General features: G+C 58.5%; 19 protein-coding genes. 15 read left to right on the forward strand and 4 right to left on the reverse strand.

The window, feature by feature from the left end; all coding sequences use genetic code 11:
* The 4 genes from WCG50_RS06105 to WCG50_RS06120 all read left to right on the forward strand — a co-directional run.
* Nucleotides 1-846 (forward strand): efflux RND transporter periplasmic adaptor subunit (locus WCG50_RS06105; RefSeq protein WP_336898692.1); only part of this gene is annotated, 846 nt, incomplete at its 5' end.
* A complete protein-coding gene (locus WCG50_RS06110; RefSeq protein ID WP_336898693.1) occupies nt 843-1,550 on the forward strand; it encodes an ABC transporter ATP-binding protein in 708 nt (235 codons plus the stop codon). The genes WCG50_RS06105 and WCG50_RS06110, both read left to right, overlap by 4 nt.
* The gene (locus tag WCG50_RS06115; protein WP_336898694.1) at nt 1,532-2,740 is read left to right on the forward strand and encodes an ABC transporter permease; all 1,209 of its coding nucleotides are present in this window, start codon (nt 1,532-1,534) and stop codon (nt 2,738-2,740) included. The genes WCG50_RS06110 and WCG50_RS06115 overlap by 19 nt, the downstream gene beginning before the upstream one ends.
* 5 nt (nt 2,741-2,745) lie before the next feature.
* Nucleotides 2,746-3,948, forward strand: a complete 1,203-nt coding sequence (locus WCG50_RS06120) for an ABC transporter permease (protein ID WP_336898695.1) — start codon at nt 2,746-2,748, stop codon at nt 3,946-3,948.
* 37 nt (nt 3,949-3,985) lie between these two features.
* Here WCG50_RS06120 and WCG50_RS06125 read toward each other — a convergent pair whose 3' ends face one another.
* Nucleotides 3,986-4,456, reverse strand: coding sequence for a c-type cytochrome (locus WCG50_RS06125; RefSeq protein WP_336898696.1), 471 nt, complete (start codon nt 4,454-4,456; stop codon nt 3,986-3,988).
* A gap of 137 nt (nt 4,457-4,593) precedes the next feature.
* Between WCG50_RS06125 and WCG50_RS06130 the strand changes: the two genes are divergently transcribed.
* From WCG50_RS06130 to WCG50_RS06160, 7 genes are read left to right on the forward strand one after another with little or no spacing between them, the layout of a single operon-like run.
* On the forward strand, nt 4,594-5,220 hold the full coding sequence (locus WCG50_RS06130; protein WP_336898697.1) for a TetR/AcrR family transcriptional regulator: 627 nt from the start codon (nt 4,594-4,596) through the stop codon (nt 5,218-5,220).
* Nucleotides 5,217-6,407: an efflux RND transporter periplasmic adaptor subunit gene (locus tag WCG50_RS06135; protein WP_336898698.1), complete on the forward strand. Its 1,191-nt coding sequence runs from the start codon at nt 5,217-5,219 to the stop codon at nt 6,405-6,407. Before WCG50_RS06130 ends, WCG50_RS06135 begins: the two co-directional genes overlap by 4 nt.
* Entirely contained in the window at nt 6,404-7,594 is a 1,191-nt protein-coding gene (locus tag WCG50_RS06140; protein ID WP_336898699.1) for an ABC transporter permease, read from the forward strand. The genes WCG50_RS06135 and WCG50_RS06140 overlap by 4 nt, the downstream gene beginning before the upstream one ends.
* A 9-nt stretch (nt 7,595-7,603) precedes the next feature.
* Nucleotides 7,604-8,311, forward strand: a complete 708-nt coding sequence (locus WCG50_RS06145; protein WP_336898700.1) for an ABC transporter ATP-binding protein — start codon at nt 7,604-7,606, stop codon at nt 8,309-8,311.
* Between the two features lie 9 nt (nt 8,312-8,320).
* Nucleotides 8,321-8,653, forward strand: a complete 333-nt coding sequence (locus WCG50_RS06150) for a hypothetical protein (protein ID WP_336898701.1) — start codon at nt 8,321-8,323, stop codon at nt 8,651-8,653.
* Nucleotides 8,637-9,215, forward strand: a complete 579-nt coding sequence (locus tag WCG50_RS06155) for a cytochrome c oxidase subunit 3 family protein (RefSeq protein WP_336898702.1) — start codon at nt 8,637-8,639, stop codon at nt 9,213-9,215. The genes WCG50_RS06150 and WCG50_RS06155 overlap by 17 nt, the downstream gene beginning before the upstream one ends.
* A 13-nt stretch (nt 9,216-9,228) precedes the next feature.
* Nucleotides 9,229-9,510, forward strand: a complete 282-nt coding sequence (locus WCG50_RS06160; protein ID WP_336898703.1) for a cytochrome C oxidase subunit IV family protein — start codon at nt 9,229-9,231, stop codon at nt 9,508-9,510.
* On the opposite strand, the gene WCG50_RS06165 is transcribed toward WCG50_RS06160, so the two are convergent.
* Nucleotides 9,507-9,857 (reverse strand): carboxymuconolactone decarboxylase family protein, encoded by a 351-nt coding sequence (locus WCG50_RS06165; protein WP_336898704.1) that lies wholly within the window; start codon nt 9,855-9,857, stop codon nt 9,507-9,509. The genes WCG50_RS06160 and WCG50_RS06165 overlap by 4 nt on opposite strands.
* A 208-nt stretch (nt 9,858-10,065) precedes the next feature.
* Here WCG50_RS06165 and WCG50_RS06170 point away from each other — a divergent pair, with 208 nt between their 5' ends.
* The 4 genes from WCG50_RS06170 to sixA all read left to right on the forward strand — a co-directional run bounded on the left by WCG50_RS06170 (nt 10,066) and on the right by sixA (nt 14,436).
* Nucleotides 10,066-10,920: a GNAT family N-acyltransferase gene (locus tag WCG50_RS06170; RefSeq protein WP_336898705.1), complete on the forward strand. Its 855-nt coding sequence runs from the start codon at nt 10,066-10,068 to the stop codon at nt 10,918-10,920.
* Nucleotides 10,920-11,786: a UDP-2,3-diacylglucosamine diphosphatase gene (locus tag WCG50_RS06175; RefSeq protein ID WP_336898706.1), complete on the forward strand. Its 867-nt coding sequence runs from the start codon at nt 10,920-10,922 to the stop codon at nt 11,784-11,786. The genes WCG50_RS06170 and WCG50_RS06175 overlap by 1 nt, the downstream gene beginning before the upstream one ends.
* A gap of 96 nt (nt 11,787-11,882) precedes the next feature.
* Nucleotides 11,883-13,973 (forward strand): polyphosphate kinase 1, encoded by a 2,091-nt coding sequence (gene ppk1 / locus WCG50_RS06180; RefSeq protein WP_336898707.1) that lies wholly within the window; start codon nt 11,883-11,885, stop codon nt 13,971-13,973.
* A gap of 1 nt (nt 13,974) precedes the next feature.
* Nucleotides 13,975-14,436: a phosphohistidine phosphatase SixA gene (gene sixA, locus WCG50_RS06185; protein WP_336898708.1), complete on the forward strand. Its 462-nt coding sequence runs from the start codon at nt 13,975-13,977 to the stop codon at nt 14,434-14,436.
* A 115-nt stretch (nt 14,437-14,551) separates the two neighbouring features.
* On the opposite strand, the gene WCG50_RS06190 is transcribed toward sixA, so the two are convergent.
* Together WCG50_RS06190 and WCG50_RS06195 are read right to left on the reverse strand one after the other, a co-directional pair.
* Complete coding sequence (locus WCG50_RS06190) at nt 14,552-15,847, reverse strand: hemolysin family protein (RefSeq protein WP_336898709.1); 1,296 nt, start codon at nt 15,845-15,847, stop codon at nt 14,552-14,554.
* On the reverse strand, nt 15,844-17,565 hold the full coding sequence (locus tag WCG50_RS06195) for a SulP family inorganic anion transporter (RefSeq protein WP_336898710.1): 1,722 nt from the start codon (nt 17,563-17,565) through the stop codon (nt 15,844-15,846). Before WCG50_RS06195 ends, WCG50_RS06190 begins: the two co-directional genes overlap by 4 nt.
* Nucleotides 17,566-17,568: the final 3 nt, after the last annotated feature.

Here is a 17,568-nt window from a genome sequence, read left to right on the forward strand (position 1 = left end):
CTGACGCAGGTCGAGACCGCCCGCAAACGGGTCACCGAGGCGTGCACCATCGCTGCCAATGCCGAGCGCGAAGCTGAGCGCCAGACCTCCCTGTTCAAGCAAGGCTTTGTCTCTGGTTCTCGCGATGAACAGGCCCGCTCCGACGCCCAGGCCCGGCGCGCTGGTTGTGATGCCAGCAAGGCCGATGTCATTCAGGCGCAGGCCCGGGTCACCGCCAGCCGGGTTGAACAAAGTCGCACGGTGCTGTATGCGCCCTTTGCCGGCACCGTGGCCAAGATCGTTGGCGAATTGGGTGAATACAGTACGCCCTCGCCACCGGGTGTGCCGACGCCGCCCGCCATTGACCTGATCGACGACAGTTGCCTGTATATCCGGGCACCGATGGACGAGGTGGATGCGCCAAAAATCACGGCGGGGCAGCCGGTCCGCATCAGTTTTGATGCCCTGCCCAAGCAGTCTTTCCCGGGCAAGGTCAAGCGTGTGGCGCCTTATGTGTCTGCTGTTGAGAAGCAGGCCCGTACTGTTGATGTTGAGGCTACCCTGGACCCTGATAAAGCGCCTCCGCGTCTGCTGGTGGGCTATAGCGCCGATGTGGAAGTGGTGCTGGCAGTTCGTGAAGATGTCGTGCGGGTGCCGACCTCTGCGCTGCAAGAAGGCGGCTCAGTGCTGCTGGCCGGCGCAGATGGCACGCTGCAGGAACGAAAAATCAGGACCGGCTTGGCCAATTGGGAATTTACCGAAGTGCTCGAAGGTTTGGCCGCGGGCGACCGGGTGGTTACCTCGCTGGAGCGCGAGGGCGTCAAGACCGGCGTTTCTTTTGTGGTTGAAGATAAAGCTAAAAAATGAGCACCGAGCAAATTGAAATCGCCGGGGTAGAGCGGGTGTTCCATCTCGGCGACTCCGAGGTGCACGCGCTGCGCAACCTGAATCTGACGATTGCGGCCGGTGACTACGTGGCGGTGATGGGGCCTTCGGGCTCAGGCAAGTCGACCTTGCTTAATCTGCTGGGCCTGCTGGACCGCCCCAATACCGGTATCTACCGATTGGAAGGGCGTGACGTCACCACGTTGTCGGCCGATGAGCAAGCGCAGGTCCGCAGCGAACGCATTGGCTTTGTGTTCCAGAGTTTTCATCTGGTGCCGCGCCTGAGCGCCGCTGAAAACATTGCTTTGCCGATGGTGCTGGCCGGTCTGGCGCCCGCGCAGCGCAACGCCCGGGTGGCGCAGGCGCTGAAAGACTATGGCCTTGAAAACCGTGCTGACCACCGCCCCGATGAGCTCTCAGGCGGGCAACGCCAGCGCGTCGCCATTGCCCGCGCCACCATCATGCAGCCGGCTGTGATTCTGGCCGACGAGCCCACCGGGAACCTCGATCGCAGCACCGGCGAGGAGGTGGTGCGCCTGCTGGAAGGTCTCAACGCCCAAGGTGTCACGCTGATTATGGTGACCCACGACGCCGCCCTGGGTGCTCGCGCGCGTCGCCAATTACTGATGGAAGACGGTGCCATCCGGCACGATACACGGCCCACCCCATGCGCAGCGCCGACCTGATACGTTTTGCCCGCGACGCGGCCACTGGCAACCCGCTGCGGGCCTCGTTGCTGGTGTTGGCCATGGCCATTGGCGTCGCCGCCGTGGTGGTGCTTACGGCTTTGGGCGATGGCGCACGCCGTTTCGTGATGAACGAGTTTTCGTCCTTGGGCAGCAACCTGGTCATTGTGCTGCCCGGGCGTTCTCAAACCGGCGGATTCAACCCCGGCAACGCCATTACCAGCACGCCGCGTGACCTGACCATTGACGATGCACAGGCGCTGCAACGCGCCAACTCCGTGGCCCACGTCGCGCCGTTGGCGGTGGGGACCTCTGAAATTAGCGTGGGCGGCAAACTGCGCGAGGTGCTGGTGGCAGGGACCACCTCGCAATATCTGCAAGTTCGTCAGATGGCGATGGCCCAAGGGCGGTTTTTGGCCGCCGGCGATTGGCGACGGGGCGCCTCTGAAGCGGTCATTGGCGCCAAGGTGCGCTCTGAGCTCTTTGGCGTTGAACCGGCCTTGGGGCAACTCGTGCGAATTGGTGACCGGCGTTTTCGAGTTGTGGGGGTACTCGCGGTCAGTGGCCAGGGTCTCAGCATGAACACCGATGAACTGGTGTTTGTTCCGGTCGCGCTGGCGCAGGCCCTGTTCAACAGCAGCACCCTGTTTCGAATCCTGGTTGAAGCCAAGGGGCGCGAGAGCATTGAGGCGGCCAAAGTCCAGGTGGCCGACATCATCAAACTGCGCCACGAAGGCGAGCAGGATGTGACCGTGATTACGCAGGACGCGGTGCTGGCCACCTTCGACCGGTTGCTGGGCGCCCTGACGCTGGGGGTCGCGGGTATTGCCGCCATCAGCCTGGCGGTGGCGGGCATTCTGGTGATGAACGTGATGCTGGTGTCCGTCACCCAGCGCACCGCTGAAATTGGCTTGCTCAAGGCCCTGGGTGCCACCGGGGGCGCCATTCGCTGGGTGTTTTTGACTGAGGCCGCCATGCTCTCGTTGGCTGGGGCGGTGGTGGGCTATGTGTTGGGGCAACTCGGTGCTGCGGTCATTCGCCTGCTGTACCCCACGTTTCCGGCCTACCCGCCTGACTGGGCGGTGTTGGCAGGACTGGCCACCGCTTTGGTGACCGGTATTTTGTTTGGGGTTTTGCCTGCGCGCCGCGCGGCCCAACTCGACCCGGTTCAGGCGCTGTCCAAGCGATAACCCGCATGCTGCTGCCAGATGCTATTCAACATGCCCTGCGCGCCGTGACGGCGCAGCGCTTGCGCAGTTTTTTGACCTTGCTGGGCATTGCGGTGGGTATTGCCTCGGTCATCTTGCTGACCTCGATTGGGGAGGGCATCCACCGATTTGTGCTGGCAGAGTTCACCCAGTTTGGCACCAACATCGCCAGCATCTCGCCGGGCAAGGTCAAGACCTCGGGCCCGGCCCCCACCGGCATACCGACGTCCGTGCGGCCCCTGACTCTGGACGACGCAAGGGCGCTGCGTAACTTGCCCCATGTCACCGGCATGACTGCCACCGTTTGGGGCAACACCGAGGTTGGCGCCAACGGACGACTGCGGCGCACCACCGTGAATGGTGTGAGTGCCGACATGGCGAAGGTCTACAGCATCAAGGTACGCATCGGCCAATTCCTGCCCGATGAGTCGCTGGAAAACGCCCGGGCCTTTGTGGTGCTGGGCGCCAAGCTCAAATCCGAATTGTTTGGCAGCGCCAATCCGCTGGGGGCGCGGGTGCGTGTGGGTAACCTGCAATTTCGTGTGATTGGTGTCCTCGAAGCCAAAGGTCAGTTTCTGGGGGTTGACCTGGACGATGCCGCCTACATCCCCACGGCGCGGGCGCTGGAACTCTACAACCGTGACGGTCTGATGAAGATTGACCTGGCGTATGAAGAAGGCATTCCCGGCGCGCGCATCGTCAGCGCCGTCACCAGTCTTCTCGCCGCACGTCACGGTCGTGAAGACTTCACCCTGACCACCCAGGAGGATATGCTGCGCACCTTGTCCAATATTCTGGATATCCTGACCATGGCCGTGGCGGCGCTGGGCAGCATTTCGCTGCTGGTTGGTGGCGTGGGCATCGTGACCATCATGACCATCGCTGTCAGTGAGCGCACCGGTGAAATCGGTTTGATGGTGGCGCTGGGTGCAACGCGCCGTACCATTCTGGGCTTGTTCCTGGGAGAGGCGGTCGCGCTATCGGCCTTGGGGGGTGTGATGGGGCTGGCGCTTGGCATGGGTTTGGCACAGATCATTCACCTGACCGTGCCGGCCTTGCCGGTGCATACGCCGATGGTTTTTGTGCTGCTGGCCGAGGGCGTTGCCATCCTCATTGGCTTACTCGCTGGCGTGCTGCCTGCGCGAAGCGCCGCCCGCTTGGACCCGGTGGAAGCCCTGCGCTCTGAATGATGCCACTGCAGGCTGAAGCAAACGTGGCCCAAGCGCGCTATGGCGTCGGACGACCGACGCCCTGCGACCCCTCGGCGCGCGCTGAAAGATAGGCATAGAGGTCCACGATGTGGGCATTCACGCGGGGCTCGCCTTGCCACTCGGGCATCGTGAGCATGTATTGCTTGCGCGCGACAACCTCGTCAATCAAGGCTTCCCGGTCAGCGCTGATGTTGGCCTGCGCCGCAGGCACCCCCCAGTCATAGCGCTTGAGGACGAGGCTCACGAATTGGCGTACACCCATTTCGTGCACTTTCGGCAACAGGTCCGGGCCACCCGCTGTGCCGGTCGCAGCAGGCCCATGACAGTTCGCACACCGATCCTGGAACACACGCCAACCGGTATAGACCGAACCAGGTGGCTTTGAGCGCTGCACGAGTTCCTCAGAAGCCTGACGGTTTTGCAACTCCACGATGCATCCGCTCAGCCCCAGCACCGACGAAAGTACAAGAATTAAAAATTTTGTCATGGCATCACCTTTGCTTTTTATTGACCGTTGAATGGGTGAGATTGTGGGTAGTAGATCTTGTCCGTGCCATGCTAAAAATCATTGAAAATCAAGAGACTAATAAATCAGGTAACATGGTAAGTAATTAATTACTTACCATGTTAAAAGTCACCTCCGCACAAACCCCGGTCACTCGATTGCCCACCGAAGCAAGACAGGCCGAGATCGTCGCTGCGGCCCTGCGCTTGGCTCAAGACTGCAGTCCGGCGGCCATTACAACCACGGATCTGGCCAAAGCGGTCGGTCTGAGCCAAGGGGCCTTGTTTAAACATTTTCCGACCAAAGACGCGGTCTGGCTGGCGGCCATGACATGGGTCGCTCAACATTTGCTGCGCACCTTGAATGAGGCTGCACTACAGGCCAGTACGCCGCTGGAAGCTTTGCGCTGTGTGTTTGATGCACATGTTGATTTTGTGGTGACTCACCCCGGCGTGCCACGCGTGATATTTCATGAACTCCAGCAGGCTGAAGATTCCCCGCTCAAGCAGCAGGTGCGCGGGCTGATGCAGGGTTACCGGCAGTTGTTGGTGCGCCTGTTGAAGGCTGCCGTGCAGCGAGGCGATGCGCCCGCTGATCTGGATGAGTCAGCCGCCTCCATTTTGTTCCTTGGCATCGTGCAAGGCCTGGTGATGCAGTCCATGTTGAGTGGACAAATATCCGGCATGCGCACGGAGGCCCCCCGAGTATTTCAACTTTACCTGTGCGGTATCCGCAAGACACCATGAAGCTCAAAATTCCATCGTCAAAAGTTCTCTCGCTGGGCCTGCTGGCCTTGCTGTTGGTGGCGGCCATTGTGTTTGTGATCCGGCGTGCCGGGCCCCTCGCGCCCGTGCGGGTGACAGTAGTGCAGCCCACTGAAGGCTCGCTCTCCCCTGCGCTATTTGGTGTTGGCACCGTGGAGGCGCGCCGCAGCTATCTGATCGGACCCACCAACGCTGGCCGCGTACTGCGTGTGCTGGTAGATGTGGGCGATACGGTTAAAGCGGGGCAGTTGCTGGCCGAAATGGACCCGGTGGATCTGGATAACCGTCTTGTGGCACTGGATGCATCGATGGCGCGGGGCGCCAGCCTGATGTTGGCGGCGAAAGCCCAGGTGAGCGATGCCGCGGCCCGACGCGAACTGGCCGCTGTCAACACACGCCGTTATGTGGATTTGGGGCGTCAGAACTTTGTCAGTGCGGGCGCGGTGGAGGCCAAGGTGCAGGAGCAAACCTCGGCTGAGGCTGGGGTTCAGGCCGCGCAAGCCAGTTTTTCGGCGGCAAGCCAGGACGTGACCCGGCTGAACGCCGAGCGTGCCGCGCTGGCCCAGCAGCGTCAAAGCGTGCGCTTGCTCGCTACCCAGGATGGTGTCGTTTTGTCGCGTGATGCTGAGCCGGGCTCCACTGTGGTGGCGGGGCAGGCGGTCTTCAAACTGGTCGATCAGGCGAGCCTGTGGGTGAAAACCCGATTTGACCAAGGCCGCTCCAACGGTTTGGCACCCGGGTTGGTGGCTGATATTGTGCTGCGCTCAAGCAGCAGCACGGTGGTCCACGGCAAAGTGGCCCGCGTAGAGTTGCAGGGCGACAGCGTGACCGAAGAGCGCGTGGCCCAGATTGCCTTTGATGTGATGCCAGCGGGTATCGCCGTGGGTGAGTTGGCCGAGGTCACGCTCAAACTACCGGCCACGCAAGCAGCGTTGATGTTGCCCAATGCCGCGATCAAACGGCGCGGTGGGCAGACCGGCGTCTGGGTGCTGGTGGACGGCAGTCCCCAGTTTGTGCCCTTGCGCCTGGGACAGACCAGCCTAGACGGGCAAGTACAGGTGCTGGATGGGCTCAAGACAGACAGCAATGTGGTGGTTTTCAGCGAAAAAGAAATCACAAGCAACACGCGTACCCAGGTGGTGACTCGCCTCACTGAGCACGCGCCATGATCAGCCTGGCCGGTCGCGATATTCTGCATTCCTGGCGCAAGTTCGTTTTGACGGGCATTGGTCTGGGCTTGCTGATTGGCGTCACGCTGACCATGGCGGGGGTCTATCGCGGCATGGTGGACGATGCGCTCATGCTGCTCAACAACAGCGGTGCTGACCTTTGGGTGGTGCAAAAAGACACGCAAGGCCCCTACGCTGAATCCTCCAGCCTGCGTGATGACGTTTACCGTTCACTGCAAGGTATGCCGGGCGTAGCGCGCGCTGCCAATGTGACCTACCTGACCATGCAAGTGCGCCGCGACAACACCGACGTGCGCGCGATGGTGGTCGGCGTGCTGCCCGGCCAGCCGGGTGAACCCGCCTACCTGATGGCGGGCCGCCACATTACGCGCAACCATTACGAAGCGGTGGCTGACGTGAAGACCGGCTTTGCCTTGGGTGACCGTATCAGGATTCGGCGCCACGACTACGTGGTGGTGGGCCTCACGCAGCGCATGGTGTCGTCGGGTGGCGACCCGATGGTCTTCATTCCGTCCGCTGACGCGCAAGAAGCGCAGTTTCTCAAAGACAACGACGCCATCCAAAACGACCGCGCCCGCACCGCCGCCAACCCGGCGCTTAATCGCCCCGGGGTGCCTGGTTTGCTTGATGCCATCACCGCCTCACAAAGCAGCAACCACAACGTCAATGCCGTGCTGGTGCAAATACAGCCAGGGGTTGACCCTGAGCAGGTGGCCGAACCCATTCGCCGCTGGAAGCACCTGCAAGTGTTCACCCGCGAGCAGATGGAAGACATTTTGGTGGCCAAGCTGATTGCCACCTCAGCCAAACAAATTGGCATGTTTCTGGTCATTCTGGCCATCGTCAGCGCCGCCATTGTGGCCTTCATCATCTACACCATGACGCTGGGCAAACTGCGCGAAATCGCGGTACTCAAGCTCATCGGCACGCGCGACCGTACCATTGCCAGCATGATCCTCCAGCAGGCGATGGGCCTTGGCCTCATCGGGTTCATCGTTGGCAAGGTGGCCGCCACCATTTGGGCACCGGTATTTCCGAAATATGTGTTGCTGGAGTCGGGTGATGCGGTGCGCGGCTTTGTCGTCGTCATGGTCATTTGCGCGCTGGCCAGCACTCTGGCCATTCGCGTGGCTTTGCGGGTAGACCCGGCTGAGGCCATAGGATAAGGAAACAGCATGAGTGAACTGGGTATTCGCATTGAAGGTTTGAGCAAGCGCTACGGCGAAGGCGACGCTGCCGTTGATGCGCTCAAAAACGTCAACATGAGCGTGGCGCCCGGTGAAGTCGTGGGCCTGATTGGCCCCTCGGGTTCGGGCAAGAGCACGCTACTTAAATGCCTGGGCGCCGTGATTGAGCCGACATCGGGGCGCATGACGCTGGGCAACGAGACGATTTATGACAACCGATGGATCACGTCTGATCTGCGTGCCTTGCGGCGTGACAACATTGGTTTTGTGTTTCAGGCGCCGTACTTGATTCCTTTTCTGGATGTGACCGATAACGTGGCCTGGCTCCCCATGCTCGCGGGCCAACCCAATGCAAAGGCGAGGGCGCGGGCCCTGGACTTGCTGCAAGCGCTGGGCGTGGGCCACCGCGCCAAGGCCCAACCCACGCAACTCTCGGGCGGTGAGCAACAGCGCGTGGCGATCGCACGGGCACTGGCCAACCAACCGCCGGTGATCCTTGCTGACGAGCCCACCGCACCACTCGACAGCGAACGCGCTTTGGGTGTGATGCGCATCCTCAACCAGATGGCGCAACAGTTCCGCACTGCCATCATCGTGGTGACGCACGACGAAAAAATCATCCCGACCTTCAAGCGCATTTATCACATCCGTGATGGATGCACCTACGAGGAAGCGGGTCAGGGCCTGAACCTATAAAATGTTTTTATGAACTGGCTTCAAAAACTCCCTGGATTCCAGCAAACCCCCTATGGGTTTGAGTGGCGCTTGTTGCGGCTGATGCCGACCGTGTGCGTGGCGGGTACCTTGTTGCCGGCGCTGATGGCCTGGATGGCCCGTTATCTGATCACCGAAGGCAGCGTTGCAGAGTTGGCCCGACGCATCCAATTGTTTGATTTTTTGATGGTCGGCTTGGTAATTTTCATCTGGACACTGGTGCTGACCCTGACCATCGGCTGTGTCATTGTGTGGATCATGAAGGGCCCGGCCTACGTGGCCGATGGCTTTGAAGTCTCCCACAGCGATGAACCGGCACCCTGACAAGGGCGCGCCCCATTTGTCCGGGGATTTGGCAATTTGGCTCATCATTTTGGCGGAGCTGTTGACCTTCGGCATTTTGTTTCTGTCCTATGCCTTCGCCCGCGCCCGTGAAGTGGCACTTTTTAATGCCTCTCAACTCACCCTGGATCTGAACTCCGGCGCCATCAACACGGTGCTGCTCATCACCGGAAGTTGGTGCGTGGTGCGCGCTGTCAAGGCGGTTCGACTTGATCAGTCTGCTTCAGGGTCGCGCTGGTTGCTTGCCGCGCTGGCATGCGGTTTGGGCTTTGTTTGTTTCAAGCTAATCGAGTTCTCGGCCAAGATTGACGCGGGTATCGACATGTCGACCAATACGTTCTACATGTTCTACATCATGCTGACGGCGTTTCACTTTCTCCATGTGATTGCGGGCATGGTCTTCCTGGGGATTTTGTGGTTCAAGACCCACCAAGGGGCCTACGGTCGCCACGATGTCCACGCGCTCGAAACGGGTGCCGCCTTCTGGCACATGGTCGACCTGTTGTGGATCGTGCTGTTTCCGTTGGTTTATGTCATGCGCTAAGGGGAAAAACAGCATGTTCAATAGCTCCGTCAACCGCATCTGGGCCATTCTGCTGGTCGCGACTGCCATCACCTACTGGCTGGGTGAGAGCGGCCTCTCAGGGCGCGCTGGCATGGCCCCGGTGTTGGTGATGTTTGGCTTGGCCTTTGTCAAAGGCTTTCTGGTGATCTATGACTTCATGGGGCTGCGCCATGCGCCGAAGCTGTGGCTTCGGCTGCTGGTCGGTTGGTTGATATTTGTCACCAGCATGATCGTGCTGGCGTATTACATCGGAACCCGCCAGTCTATTGTTTAAGCCGCTGGCGCCATCATGTCCCAGGCTTTCATGGCTTCTGCGGCGTACATCAGTGCCGGGCCGCCACCCATGTAAACGCAGACGGTGAGCATTTCTTCCAGTTCGGCTTTGGTGCATTGCAGTTTATGCAGCGCTTTGACGTGAAAACCAATACAGCCCGAGCAATGCTGGGTGATACCAATGGCCAGTGCAATTAACTCCTTGTTTTTGGCGCTGACCGTTCCCTCGGCCATCGCCGCCCGTGACAACTGGCTAAAGCCCTGCATGGCTTCTGGCTGGGCCTTGCGCAAAGGGCCCAGGTTGTCGTTGATGTTCTGGATCAGGCCGATGTGGTCAAACGTGCTCATTTCAATTCCTTTTTGTGTCAGATAAGCGTGAAAGTTAACAAGGATATTGTAGAGATTAGTGATTGCTTATATTTATTGAGTTGACAAAGTGTTGATGCAAAACACGACTCAACAGAACCTCCTTTCCTGTCACCAAATTGCCATTAAGTTGCCACGAAGCCGTCACGCTAGACGGTCAATATTCGGTAACGAAATAAAGGAGAAAGAAATGAAAGAACTACCGAACCCCACATTCGCACTGTCCCCGTTGTCTCTGCCCAAAGGGCTGTTTCGCCGCACCAAAACGCACTCGCATCTGCAAGGGTCGATCCAAACCACAACGCCGCTAGTCGAACGCACCAGTCTTGCGGTGTCATGGGCCAAGAATGCTGATGAAGTCAAGCAAGCGCAACGCCTCAGGTTCAAGGTTTTTGCTGAAGAGATGGGTGCTCGCCTCGACACACCCTTGCCCGGTCATGATGTTGATTTGTTTGATAACTACTGTGAGCATTTGCTGGTGCGTGACGAACTCACCCAAGAGGTGGTCGGTACCTATCGCCTCCTCACGCCCGTGCAGGCACGGCGCGTCGGCAGTACCTACAGTGATCTTGAATTTGACCTGACCCGCTTGCGCAGTTTGCGCGAGCGCATGGTTGAACTGGGGCGCAGTTGTGTGCACCCTGACTACCGTACTGGTGGCGTGATCATGGCTTTGTGGGGCGCATTGGCTGAGTTCATGGTGCGCAACAAACTTGACACCATGATTGGCTGCGCCAGCATTCCCATGCTGCACAACGGCATCGTCAGCGGCGACGTAGCGGCCAGTATTTGGCAGCAACTCAAGACCACGCATCTGGCCCCGATTGAACTCCATGTACGACCCCGCCTACCCCTGCCAGTGGAGCAGCTTGACAGCAATTTGGTGGTGGAACCCCCTGCTCTTATCAAAGGTTATCTGCGCCTAGGTGCTAAGGTTTTGGGCGCACCGGCCTGGGACCCTGATTTCAATACGGCCGACCTGCCGATGATGATGCGGATCAACGATCTGCCGCCGCGCTACCGCAAGCATTTTCTGGGGGCGTGATGCGGGCGACCTTCGATGCCATGGGGCCATGGGTCAATGAATTGAAGTCGGACGAAGTCGATAAACATGAAGACGAGGGAACGCGTAAACGATACCGTTCCATATTTATCTCGGACCTGCATTTGGGCACGCCCGGGTGCCAGGCTGGTGCGTTGCTGGATTTCATGAAAGCCCACCCCAGCGACTATTTGTATTTGGTGGGTGATATCGTGGATGGCTGGCAGTTGCGCCGTCGCTGGCACTGGCCTGCGTTGCACAACGATGTGGTGCAAAAGCTGCTGCGTAGGGCGCGCAAAGGATGTCGAATTATTTATGTGCCGGGCAACCACGATGAGTTTGCACGCGGCTTTGTGGGTCACCAGTTTGGCGGCATTGAGGTGGTCGAAGAAGCGGTGCATGTCACGGCCGATGGCCGTCATTTATGGGTCACGCATGGTGATTATTTTGATGCCGTCATTCAATGTGCCAAGTGGCTGGCTTATTTGGGTGACAACTTGTATGAATTCACGCTCAAGTTAAACCGCCATCTCAACCACTGGCGGGGACATTTTGGTTTGCCTTACTGGTCGCTCTCGGCCTACCTGAAGCACAAGGTTAAAAAAGCCTTGATTTACGTGACTGATTTTGAAGAGGCTGTGGCCAATGAGGCCAAGCGTCGTGGCCACCAGGGCGTTGTGTGTGGTCATATTCACCGCGCCGAAATGCGCGATATCAATGGAGTTTTATATTGCAACGATGGTGACTGGGTCGAAAGCCGTACCGCCTTGGTCGAGCACTTTGATGGACAGCTTGAATTGCTGCATTGGGAGCCTGAGCTCGAAGCGCGTGCACAGGGAAACAAGGCAGTCGCGGTAACAGCGCAATAGGCCGTTTCGATGTGTGTATGTGGCGTTTGTCACACGGGTGTCATCAAATATGTAAATAATAAGTCATCAATTTGTAATAAATAGGCCCACGCTGTCATGTCTTTACTCTCTCATCAGTCAAAGTTGGCAACGGCCTCACCCCCAGTGGTGCTTCTGGACCGCGATCACAGTATTTTGGCTTTCAACGAGCGCGTGCTTGATTGGGCTTATCGCGAAGATGTACCTCTGTTGGAGCGCCTGCGCTACCTGTGCATCGTCTCTTCCAATCTGGATGAGTTTTTTGAGGTTCGCGCAGAGCCTCATCTGGAAGCCAACCAGAATAAAGACGAAAAAGGGCCGTACACGGTGGACTCTTTCAACCGGTTGGCCGAGACTGCACATACCTTGGTTGCGCGCCAATATGCGCTTTACAACGACGACCTGATTCCTACCCTTGAAAAACGTGGCATCCGGATTGTTTCTCATGGGGATCGCAACGAGGCGCAACGGCGCTGGGTCAAGCTGTATTTTGAACGCGAAGTTCGCCCCCTTTTGATTCCGGTGGGACTGGATCCGTCCCACCCCTTTCCGCAAGTTGCCAACAAATCGCTCAACTTCATCGTGCGATTGAGTGGTCGTGACGCTTTCGGCCGTGAAAATGAAATTGCCATTGTGAAAGTGCCGCGTGTTTTGCCGCGCATGATCCGTATGCCCGAAAAAGTATGTGGCAGCAGCAACTACTTTGTTTCCTTGTCCAGCGTGATTCGTGCGCACCTTGCCGAGTTGTTTTCGGGGCGTGAGGTTGGTCAGTTTTCCCAATTTCGGGTGACGCGCCACTCGGACCTGGCGGTTGACGAAGACGACGTGAAAAATTTACGTACGGCTTTGCGCCAGGGCTTGCAACACCGGCATTTCGGTCAAGCGGTGCGCCTGGAGGTGTCTGCCGGTTGCTCTGAGCATTTGTCGGGTTTCTTGCTCAAACAATTCGATTTACCGGAGCAAGCCTTGTACCGCGTCCCCGGTCCGGTCAATCTGGTTCGCTTGACGCAACTGGTCGATTTGGTGGATGCTCCCAAGCTCTGTTTCCCGGTCTACAAGTCTTGCTACCCCACTCAACTGGTGCCAGGCGTTTCGTTCTTTGAACAGCTCAAGGTGAGTGACGTATTGATTCACCAGCCGTTTGAGAGTTTTGGTGGCGTACTGGCGTTTTTGCGTGAAGCGGTGAACGACCCGCAGGTGCTCGCCATCAAACAAACCATTTACCGCACAGGCAGCGACTCTGAGTTGATGGACTTGCTGCGTGAAGCCGTGCGTCGCGGCAAGGAAGTGACGGTCGTGGTGGAATTGAAAGCCCGCTTTGACGAGGAAGCCAATATCAATTGGGCTGAGATGCTGGAATCCATCGGCGCGCAGGTTTTGTACGGTGTGGTGGGTCTGAAAACTCACGCCAAGATGATGCTCATCACGCGTCGTGAAGGCAAGCAACTCAAGCGCTACGCGCACCTTTCTACCGGTAACTACAACCCGCGCACTGCGCGCCTTTATACCGACTGGAGCCACCTGACAGCTGACCCGCTGCTCACGATGGATATTGAAAATGTCTTCGTGCATTTGGCCAGCCAAAGTCGCTTGCCCAAGTTGAATCGGGTGCTGCTGGCCCCGTTGTATCTGCACCCCAAAATGATCGAGAAGATCAATGACCTGGCGGTGGTGGCCGCAGCGGGCGGTTCCGGACGAATCGTCGCCAAGATGAACGCCTTGACAGACGAGGCGCTGATTCATGCGCTGATCAGGGCCGGTCAAAAAGGCGTAAAAATCGATCTGATTGTGCGCGGCGCCTGCATGCTGCCAGCCCAGGTGCCCGGTGTCACAGACAACATTCGTGTGCGTTCCGTGATTGGACGCTTTCTGGAACACTCGCGCGTTTTTTACTTTCGTAAAGACGATGTTGAAGAGTTGTATCTCTCCAGCGCAGACTGGATGAACCGCAACATGATGCGCCGGATTGAGCTGGCCTGGCCCGTGACCGACCCGGTGCAGCGCCAGCGCATTATTGATGAAGAACTGGTCGCCTATTTGCACGACGGCATTGATGCCTGGGACTTGCTCCCCAATGGGACTTACGCCCGGGTTAAGCAAGATAGTCGTCGCACGGCGCATGGTGCACAGGCCGCCTTGATGGTGCGTTACACCGGTCGGAGTGATTGATATGGACCTCGTGTTGTGGCGCCACGCAGAAGCTCAGGAATGGCTGGAGGGTTGTGATGACATGGCGCGGACCTTGACATCGCGCGGTGAGAAGCAAGCGGCCCGCATGGCCAACTGGCTGGATCGGCAATTACCTGAAAGCACCCGCATTCTGGTGAGCCCCGCACGCCGCACCGAGCAAACTGTGGCGGCCTTAGGGCGCAAGTACAAGATCAGGTCTGAGTTGGCGCCCGACTGCAGCGCTGCCCAGTTGCTGGAATTGGTGCAGTGGCCGCATGGCAAAGGCACGGTGCTGGTGGTAGGGCATCAGCCCACGCTGGGCCAGACGATTGCACAACTGATGGGCTTAAGCGCCACGGAATGCTCGGTCAAGAAGGGGTCTGTCTGGTGGTTGCGCAATCGGGATCGGGATGCGCAGTCTCAAACCGTGGTGGTCACCGTGCAGTCCCCTGAGGTGCTCTAGACCGCAGCCTTGTTTCTTAAGGTAAATCGGCCTGCAGACCAGGTGGCGTATGCGTGAGCAGCTATTTTTTATATAGCAAATTCACGGTACATCGAAAGATGCTTTCAACGTGGCGTCAAATCGCCAGCCGTTTTGAGGCGATCACCTCGTCAACCCGGTTGTGGTCCATGTTGACAACTTCAAATTCCCACTCGCCCACAACAAACTTTTCTGCCCGCTTGGGTATTTTGCCCATCGACGTCACCACGAAGCCACCCACCGTGTGGTAGCGCCCTTGTGTCTCGTCGGCGAGTATCGTAAAGCCGAGTTTTTCCTTCATTTCATCCATCGGCAGCAGGCCGTCAAGCAGCCAGGAACCATCGTCGCGTTGCACCGCCAAGGCCTGATCCGGGTCGGTGGCGCCCGGCATCATGTCGCCGGCCACGGTCTCAAACAAGTCACTCAAGGTCACGATGCCCTCAGTGACCCCAAACTCATTGACCACAAAGGCAAAGTCAGCGTTTTGCTCACGAAAAATGCGCAGCAGTTCAATCAGCGTCAGGGCCGACGGGACATAGACCGGGGGGCTCATCGGCAGATCGACGAAGTGAAATTCACCTGACAGGGCCGCCTTCAGGACCGCCCGACTCTCAGCCAGTCCCAGCACCTGCTGCAAACCACCCCGGCAAATGGGGTAGCGCCCGTGCGGGGCGGCGCGAATGGTGTTGAGATTTTCGATGTGCGGGATGGCGAGGTCAATCAGGGCCACATCCTTGACAGGGGTCATTACCGCAGCGAGGTGCCGGTCTTCAAGCCTGAACACGTTCCACAGCATGTGACTTTGTTCCTTGCCAATCGAGCCTGACAGTTCACCTTCATCGACCAGCGCCAAAATATCTTCGACACCCGTGACCGCCGGGGCCGAGCGAATCGGTAGCAAGCCCAAAACCAGGTCGGCAGACCACGACAGCAGTCGAATCGCCGGCGCCAGCACCATGATGAACCACCGCATGAAGGGTGCAACCCCTTTGGCCACTTCTTCCGGGTAGGCCAGTGCAATGCGCTTGGGAATAATCTCGCCAAAAACAATGGCAGCGGCGGTGATCACGGTGATGGTCAGTGTGAAAGCGATGGCGCTGCTGACGCCGGTGAGCGCCGAGAAGTTGGCGTCAATGAAGGTTTTGAGGTGCGCCGCAAGCGCTTCCTCACCAAAGATGCCAGACAGCAAACTGGCCGTGGTCAAGCCGGTCTGGGTGGCGGCGATGAAACGGCTGGGGCGGCTTTTGATGGCCAGTGCGCACGCGGCAGACTTGTCGCCCGCATCGGCCAATTGCTGTAGGCGTGATTTGCGCGAGGCGGCCAGGGCCATCTCGGCCAAGGCAAAAAAACCGCAAGCTGCGATCAGCAATATCAGGGTCAATAAGGGGTTCACGTTGGAAGCTGAGTTAGGCGCTGATGTTGAAGTTGCTCATAAGCCTCAACCGCTTTTTTGACAGAGACAAAGAATTGTTGGCTACCCAAAGCGTCTGACAAGCCCACCTTGGCCAACTCTTCACGAAAAGGCCGCGGGGCATCGGCGATTTTTATCAGAACGCCTTGAGCGTTGAGCTCACGGTGCAATTCGGCAAAGCGCTGGGCTGCTGTCACGTCCATATCGGTGATAGCCTGTGCGTCAATGATCAGCCATTCAAGCTCAGGCCCCGCCGCATCCACCAATTGGTGAATGCGCTCGAAAACATAGCGGGCGTTGGCAAAAATCAGGGGCGCATAGAGACGGTAAACAATGACGCCCGGCACATCTTCCGCTTTGTCATCGTCCAGACAGTCGTGGAATTTTCCATCGTTGACCAGGCGGCGCAGCACCGCGTCGCGCGGCCGGGAAATCTCAACCAACACAGCAATCAGCGACACCAGCAACCCGGCGATCACGCCGGTCACCACACCGGTCAACAAAATAACCAGCGTCACCGTCATGGCAATGAAAAACTCATTGCGGTCAATTTTGTAAAGGGTGCGCAGTGAGGCAACTTCAAGCATGCCAATGGCGGTCACGATCAGAATGGCGCCCAGCGCGACCTTGGGCAGCATCGCCATCAGACCTGTCAAAAAAAGTAAAAACAACAAAAGCCCGGCAGCTGCCACCAGTTGTGCCACTTGGGTGCGACCACCTGCCACTGAGACGATCGAGGTGCGTGACTGGCTGGCTGATACTGGAAACCCCTGCCACAGGGCCGCCAAAATGTTAGCTGACCCCAGGGCCGCGAGCTCCTGGTTGGGGTTGACTTCATAGCCGTGTTTTTCGGCAAAGGCCTGGGCCAGAAGAATGCCGTCCGAGAACGCCAGAAAAGCGATCGCCACAGCAGCGGGCGCCAGCAGGGCGATGTCGGACCACAAGACCATCGGCATGGCAAGCTGAGGAATACCTGAAGGCACGGTGCCGACCAATGCAATGCCGAGGCGGCCCAAGTCAAACAAGTAGGTGGCCAGAATGGCGACCGCCGAGCACAAGAGCGCACCCGGTACTTTAGGTATCCAATGCCCGACCGCGGCGAGCAGTGCAATTAACAAAAGACCGAATATCAACGTAGGAATGTGGGCCGTAGGCAGTTGTGACGCCAGGCTGGACAACATCGGAAAAAACTCTTCACCCTGCGTCTTGATGGCAAACATCTTTCCTAGCTGGGTAGAAATCAGGATCAGCGAAGCGCCGTTCAGGTAGCCCACCAGCACCGGACGTGACAGCAGGTCAGCAATCACCCCCAGCTTGAGCCGCGCCGCCAGCAACAGCACCGCACCGGAGAGCAGGCCCAGTTCTGCCGCCAGCAGCGCCAGGCGGGCCGGGTCGGCGGCTGACAAGGGCAGGATGGCTGAGCCCACCAGCAAGCCAATAGCCGCATCCGGCCCCGCAATCACATGCCGGGAGCTGCCAAAAAGCGCATAACCGATGGCAGCCGCCAGTGCCGCGTACAAGCCTGTGATGGCAGGCAGATGGACCAGTTCGGCATAGGCGATCACGGAGGGGATCATCACGACGCACGCTGTCAGCCCGGCCACCAGATCATTCCTGAACCAGCTGGCTTTGTACTGTTGCAGCGTGTCGAGGAGTGAAAAGTAGGGATGCGCTGGTTTGTGATGAGTCCCGGTTTTCATGAG

The organism is Rhodoferax sp. (assembly GCF_037143375.1).
GTDB lineage: Bacteria > Pseudomonadota > Gammaproteobacteria > Burkholderiales > Burkholderiaceae_C > Rhodoferax.

Bases quoted from the DNA above. Each gene is read 5' to 3' on its own strand.
- WCG50_RS06110 (WP_336898693.1), top strand. From the start codon at position 843: ATGAGCACCGAGCAAATTGAAATCGCCGGGGTAGAGCGGGTGTTCCAT.
- WCG50_RS06115 (WP_336898694.1), top strand. From the start codon at position 1,532: ATGCGCAGCGCCGACCTGATACGTTTTGCCCGCGACGCGGCCACTGGC.
- WCG50_RS06120 (WP_336898695.1), top strand. From the start codon at position 2,746: ATGCTGCTGCCAGATGCTATTCAACATGCCCTGCGCGCCGTGACGGCG.
- WCG50_RS06125 (WP_336898696.1), bottom strand. From the start codon at position 4,456: ATGACAAAATTTTTAATTCTTGTACTTTCGTCGGTGCTGGGGCTGAGC.
- WCG50_RS06130 (WP_336898697.1), top strand. From the start codon at position 4,594: ATGTTAAAAGTCACCTCCGCACAAACCCCGGTCACTCGATTGCCCACC.
- WCG50_RS06135 (WP_336898698.1), top strand. From the start codon at position 5,217: ATGAAGCTCAAAATTCCATCGTCAAAAGTTCTCTCGCTGGGCCTGCTG.
- WCG50_RS06140 (WP_336898699.1), top strand. From the start codon at position 6,404: ATGATCAGCCTGGCCGGTCGCGATATTCTGCATTCCTGGCGCAAGTTC.
- WCG50_RS06145 (WP_336898700.1), top strand. From the start codon at position 7,604: ATGAGTGAACTGGGTATTCGCATTGAAGGTTTGAGCAAGCGCTACGGC.
- WCG50_RS06150 (WP_336898701.1), top strand. From the start codon at position 8,321: ATGAACTGGCTTCAAAAACTCCCTGGATTCCAGCAAACCCCCTATGGG.
- WCG50_RS06155 (WP_336898702.1), top strand. From the start codon at position 8,637: ATGAACCGGCACCCTGACAAGGGCGCGCCCCATTTGTCCGGGGATTTG.
- WCG50_RS06160 (WP_336898703.1), top strand. From the start codon at position 9,229: ATGTTCAATAGCTCCGTCAACCGCATCTGGGCCATTCTGCTGGTCGCG.
- WCG50_RS06165 (WP_336898704.1), bottom strand. From the start codon at position 9,857: ATGAGCACGTTTGACCACATCGGCCTGATCCAGAACATCAACGACAAC.
- WCG50_RS06170 (WP_336898705.1), top strand. From the start codon at position 10,066: ATGAAAGAACTACCGAACCCCACATTCGCACTGTCCCCGTTGTCTCTG.
- WCG50_RS06175 (WP_336898706.1), top strand. From the start codon at position 10,920: ATGCGGGCGACCTTCGATGCCATGGGGCCATGGGTCAATGAATTGAAG.
- ppk1 (WP_336898707.1), top strand. From the start codon at position 11,883: ATGTCTTTACTCTCTCATCAGTCAAAGTTGGCAACGGCCTCACCCCCA.
- sixA (WP_336898708.1), top strand. From the start codon at position 13,975: ATGGACCTCGTGTTGTGGCGCCACGCAGAAGCTCAGGAATGGCTGGAG.
- WCG50_RS06195 (WP_336898710.1), bottom strand. From the start codon at position 17,565: ATGAAAACCGGGACTCATCACAAACCAGCGCATCCCTACTTTTCACTC.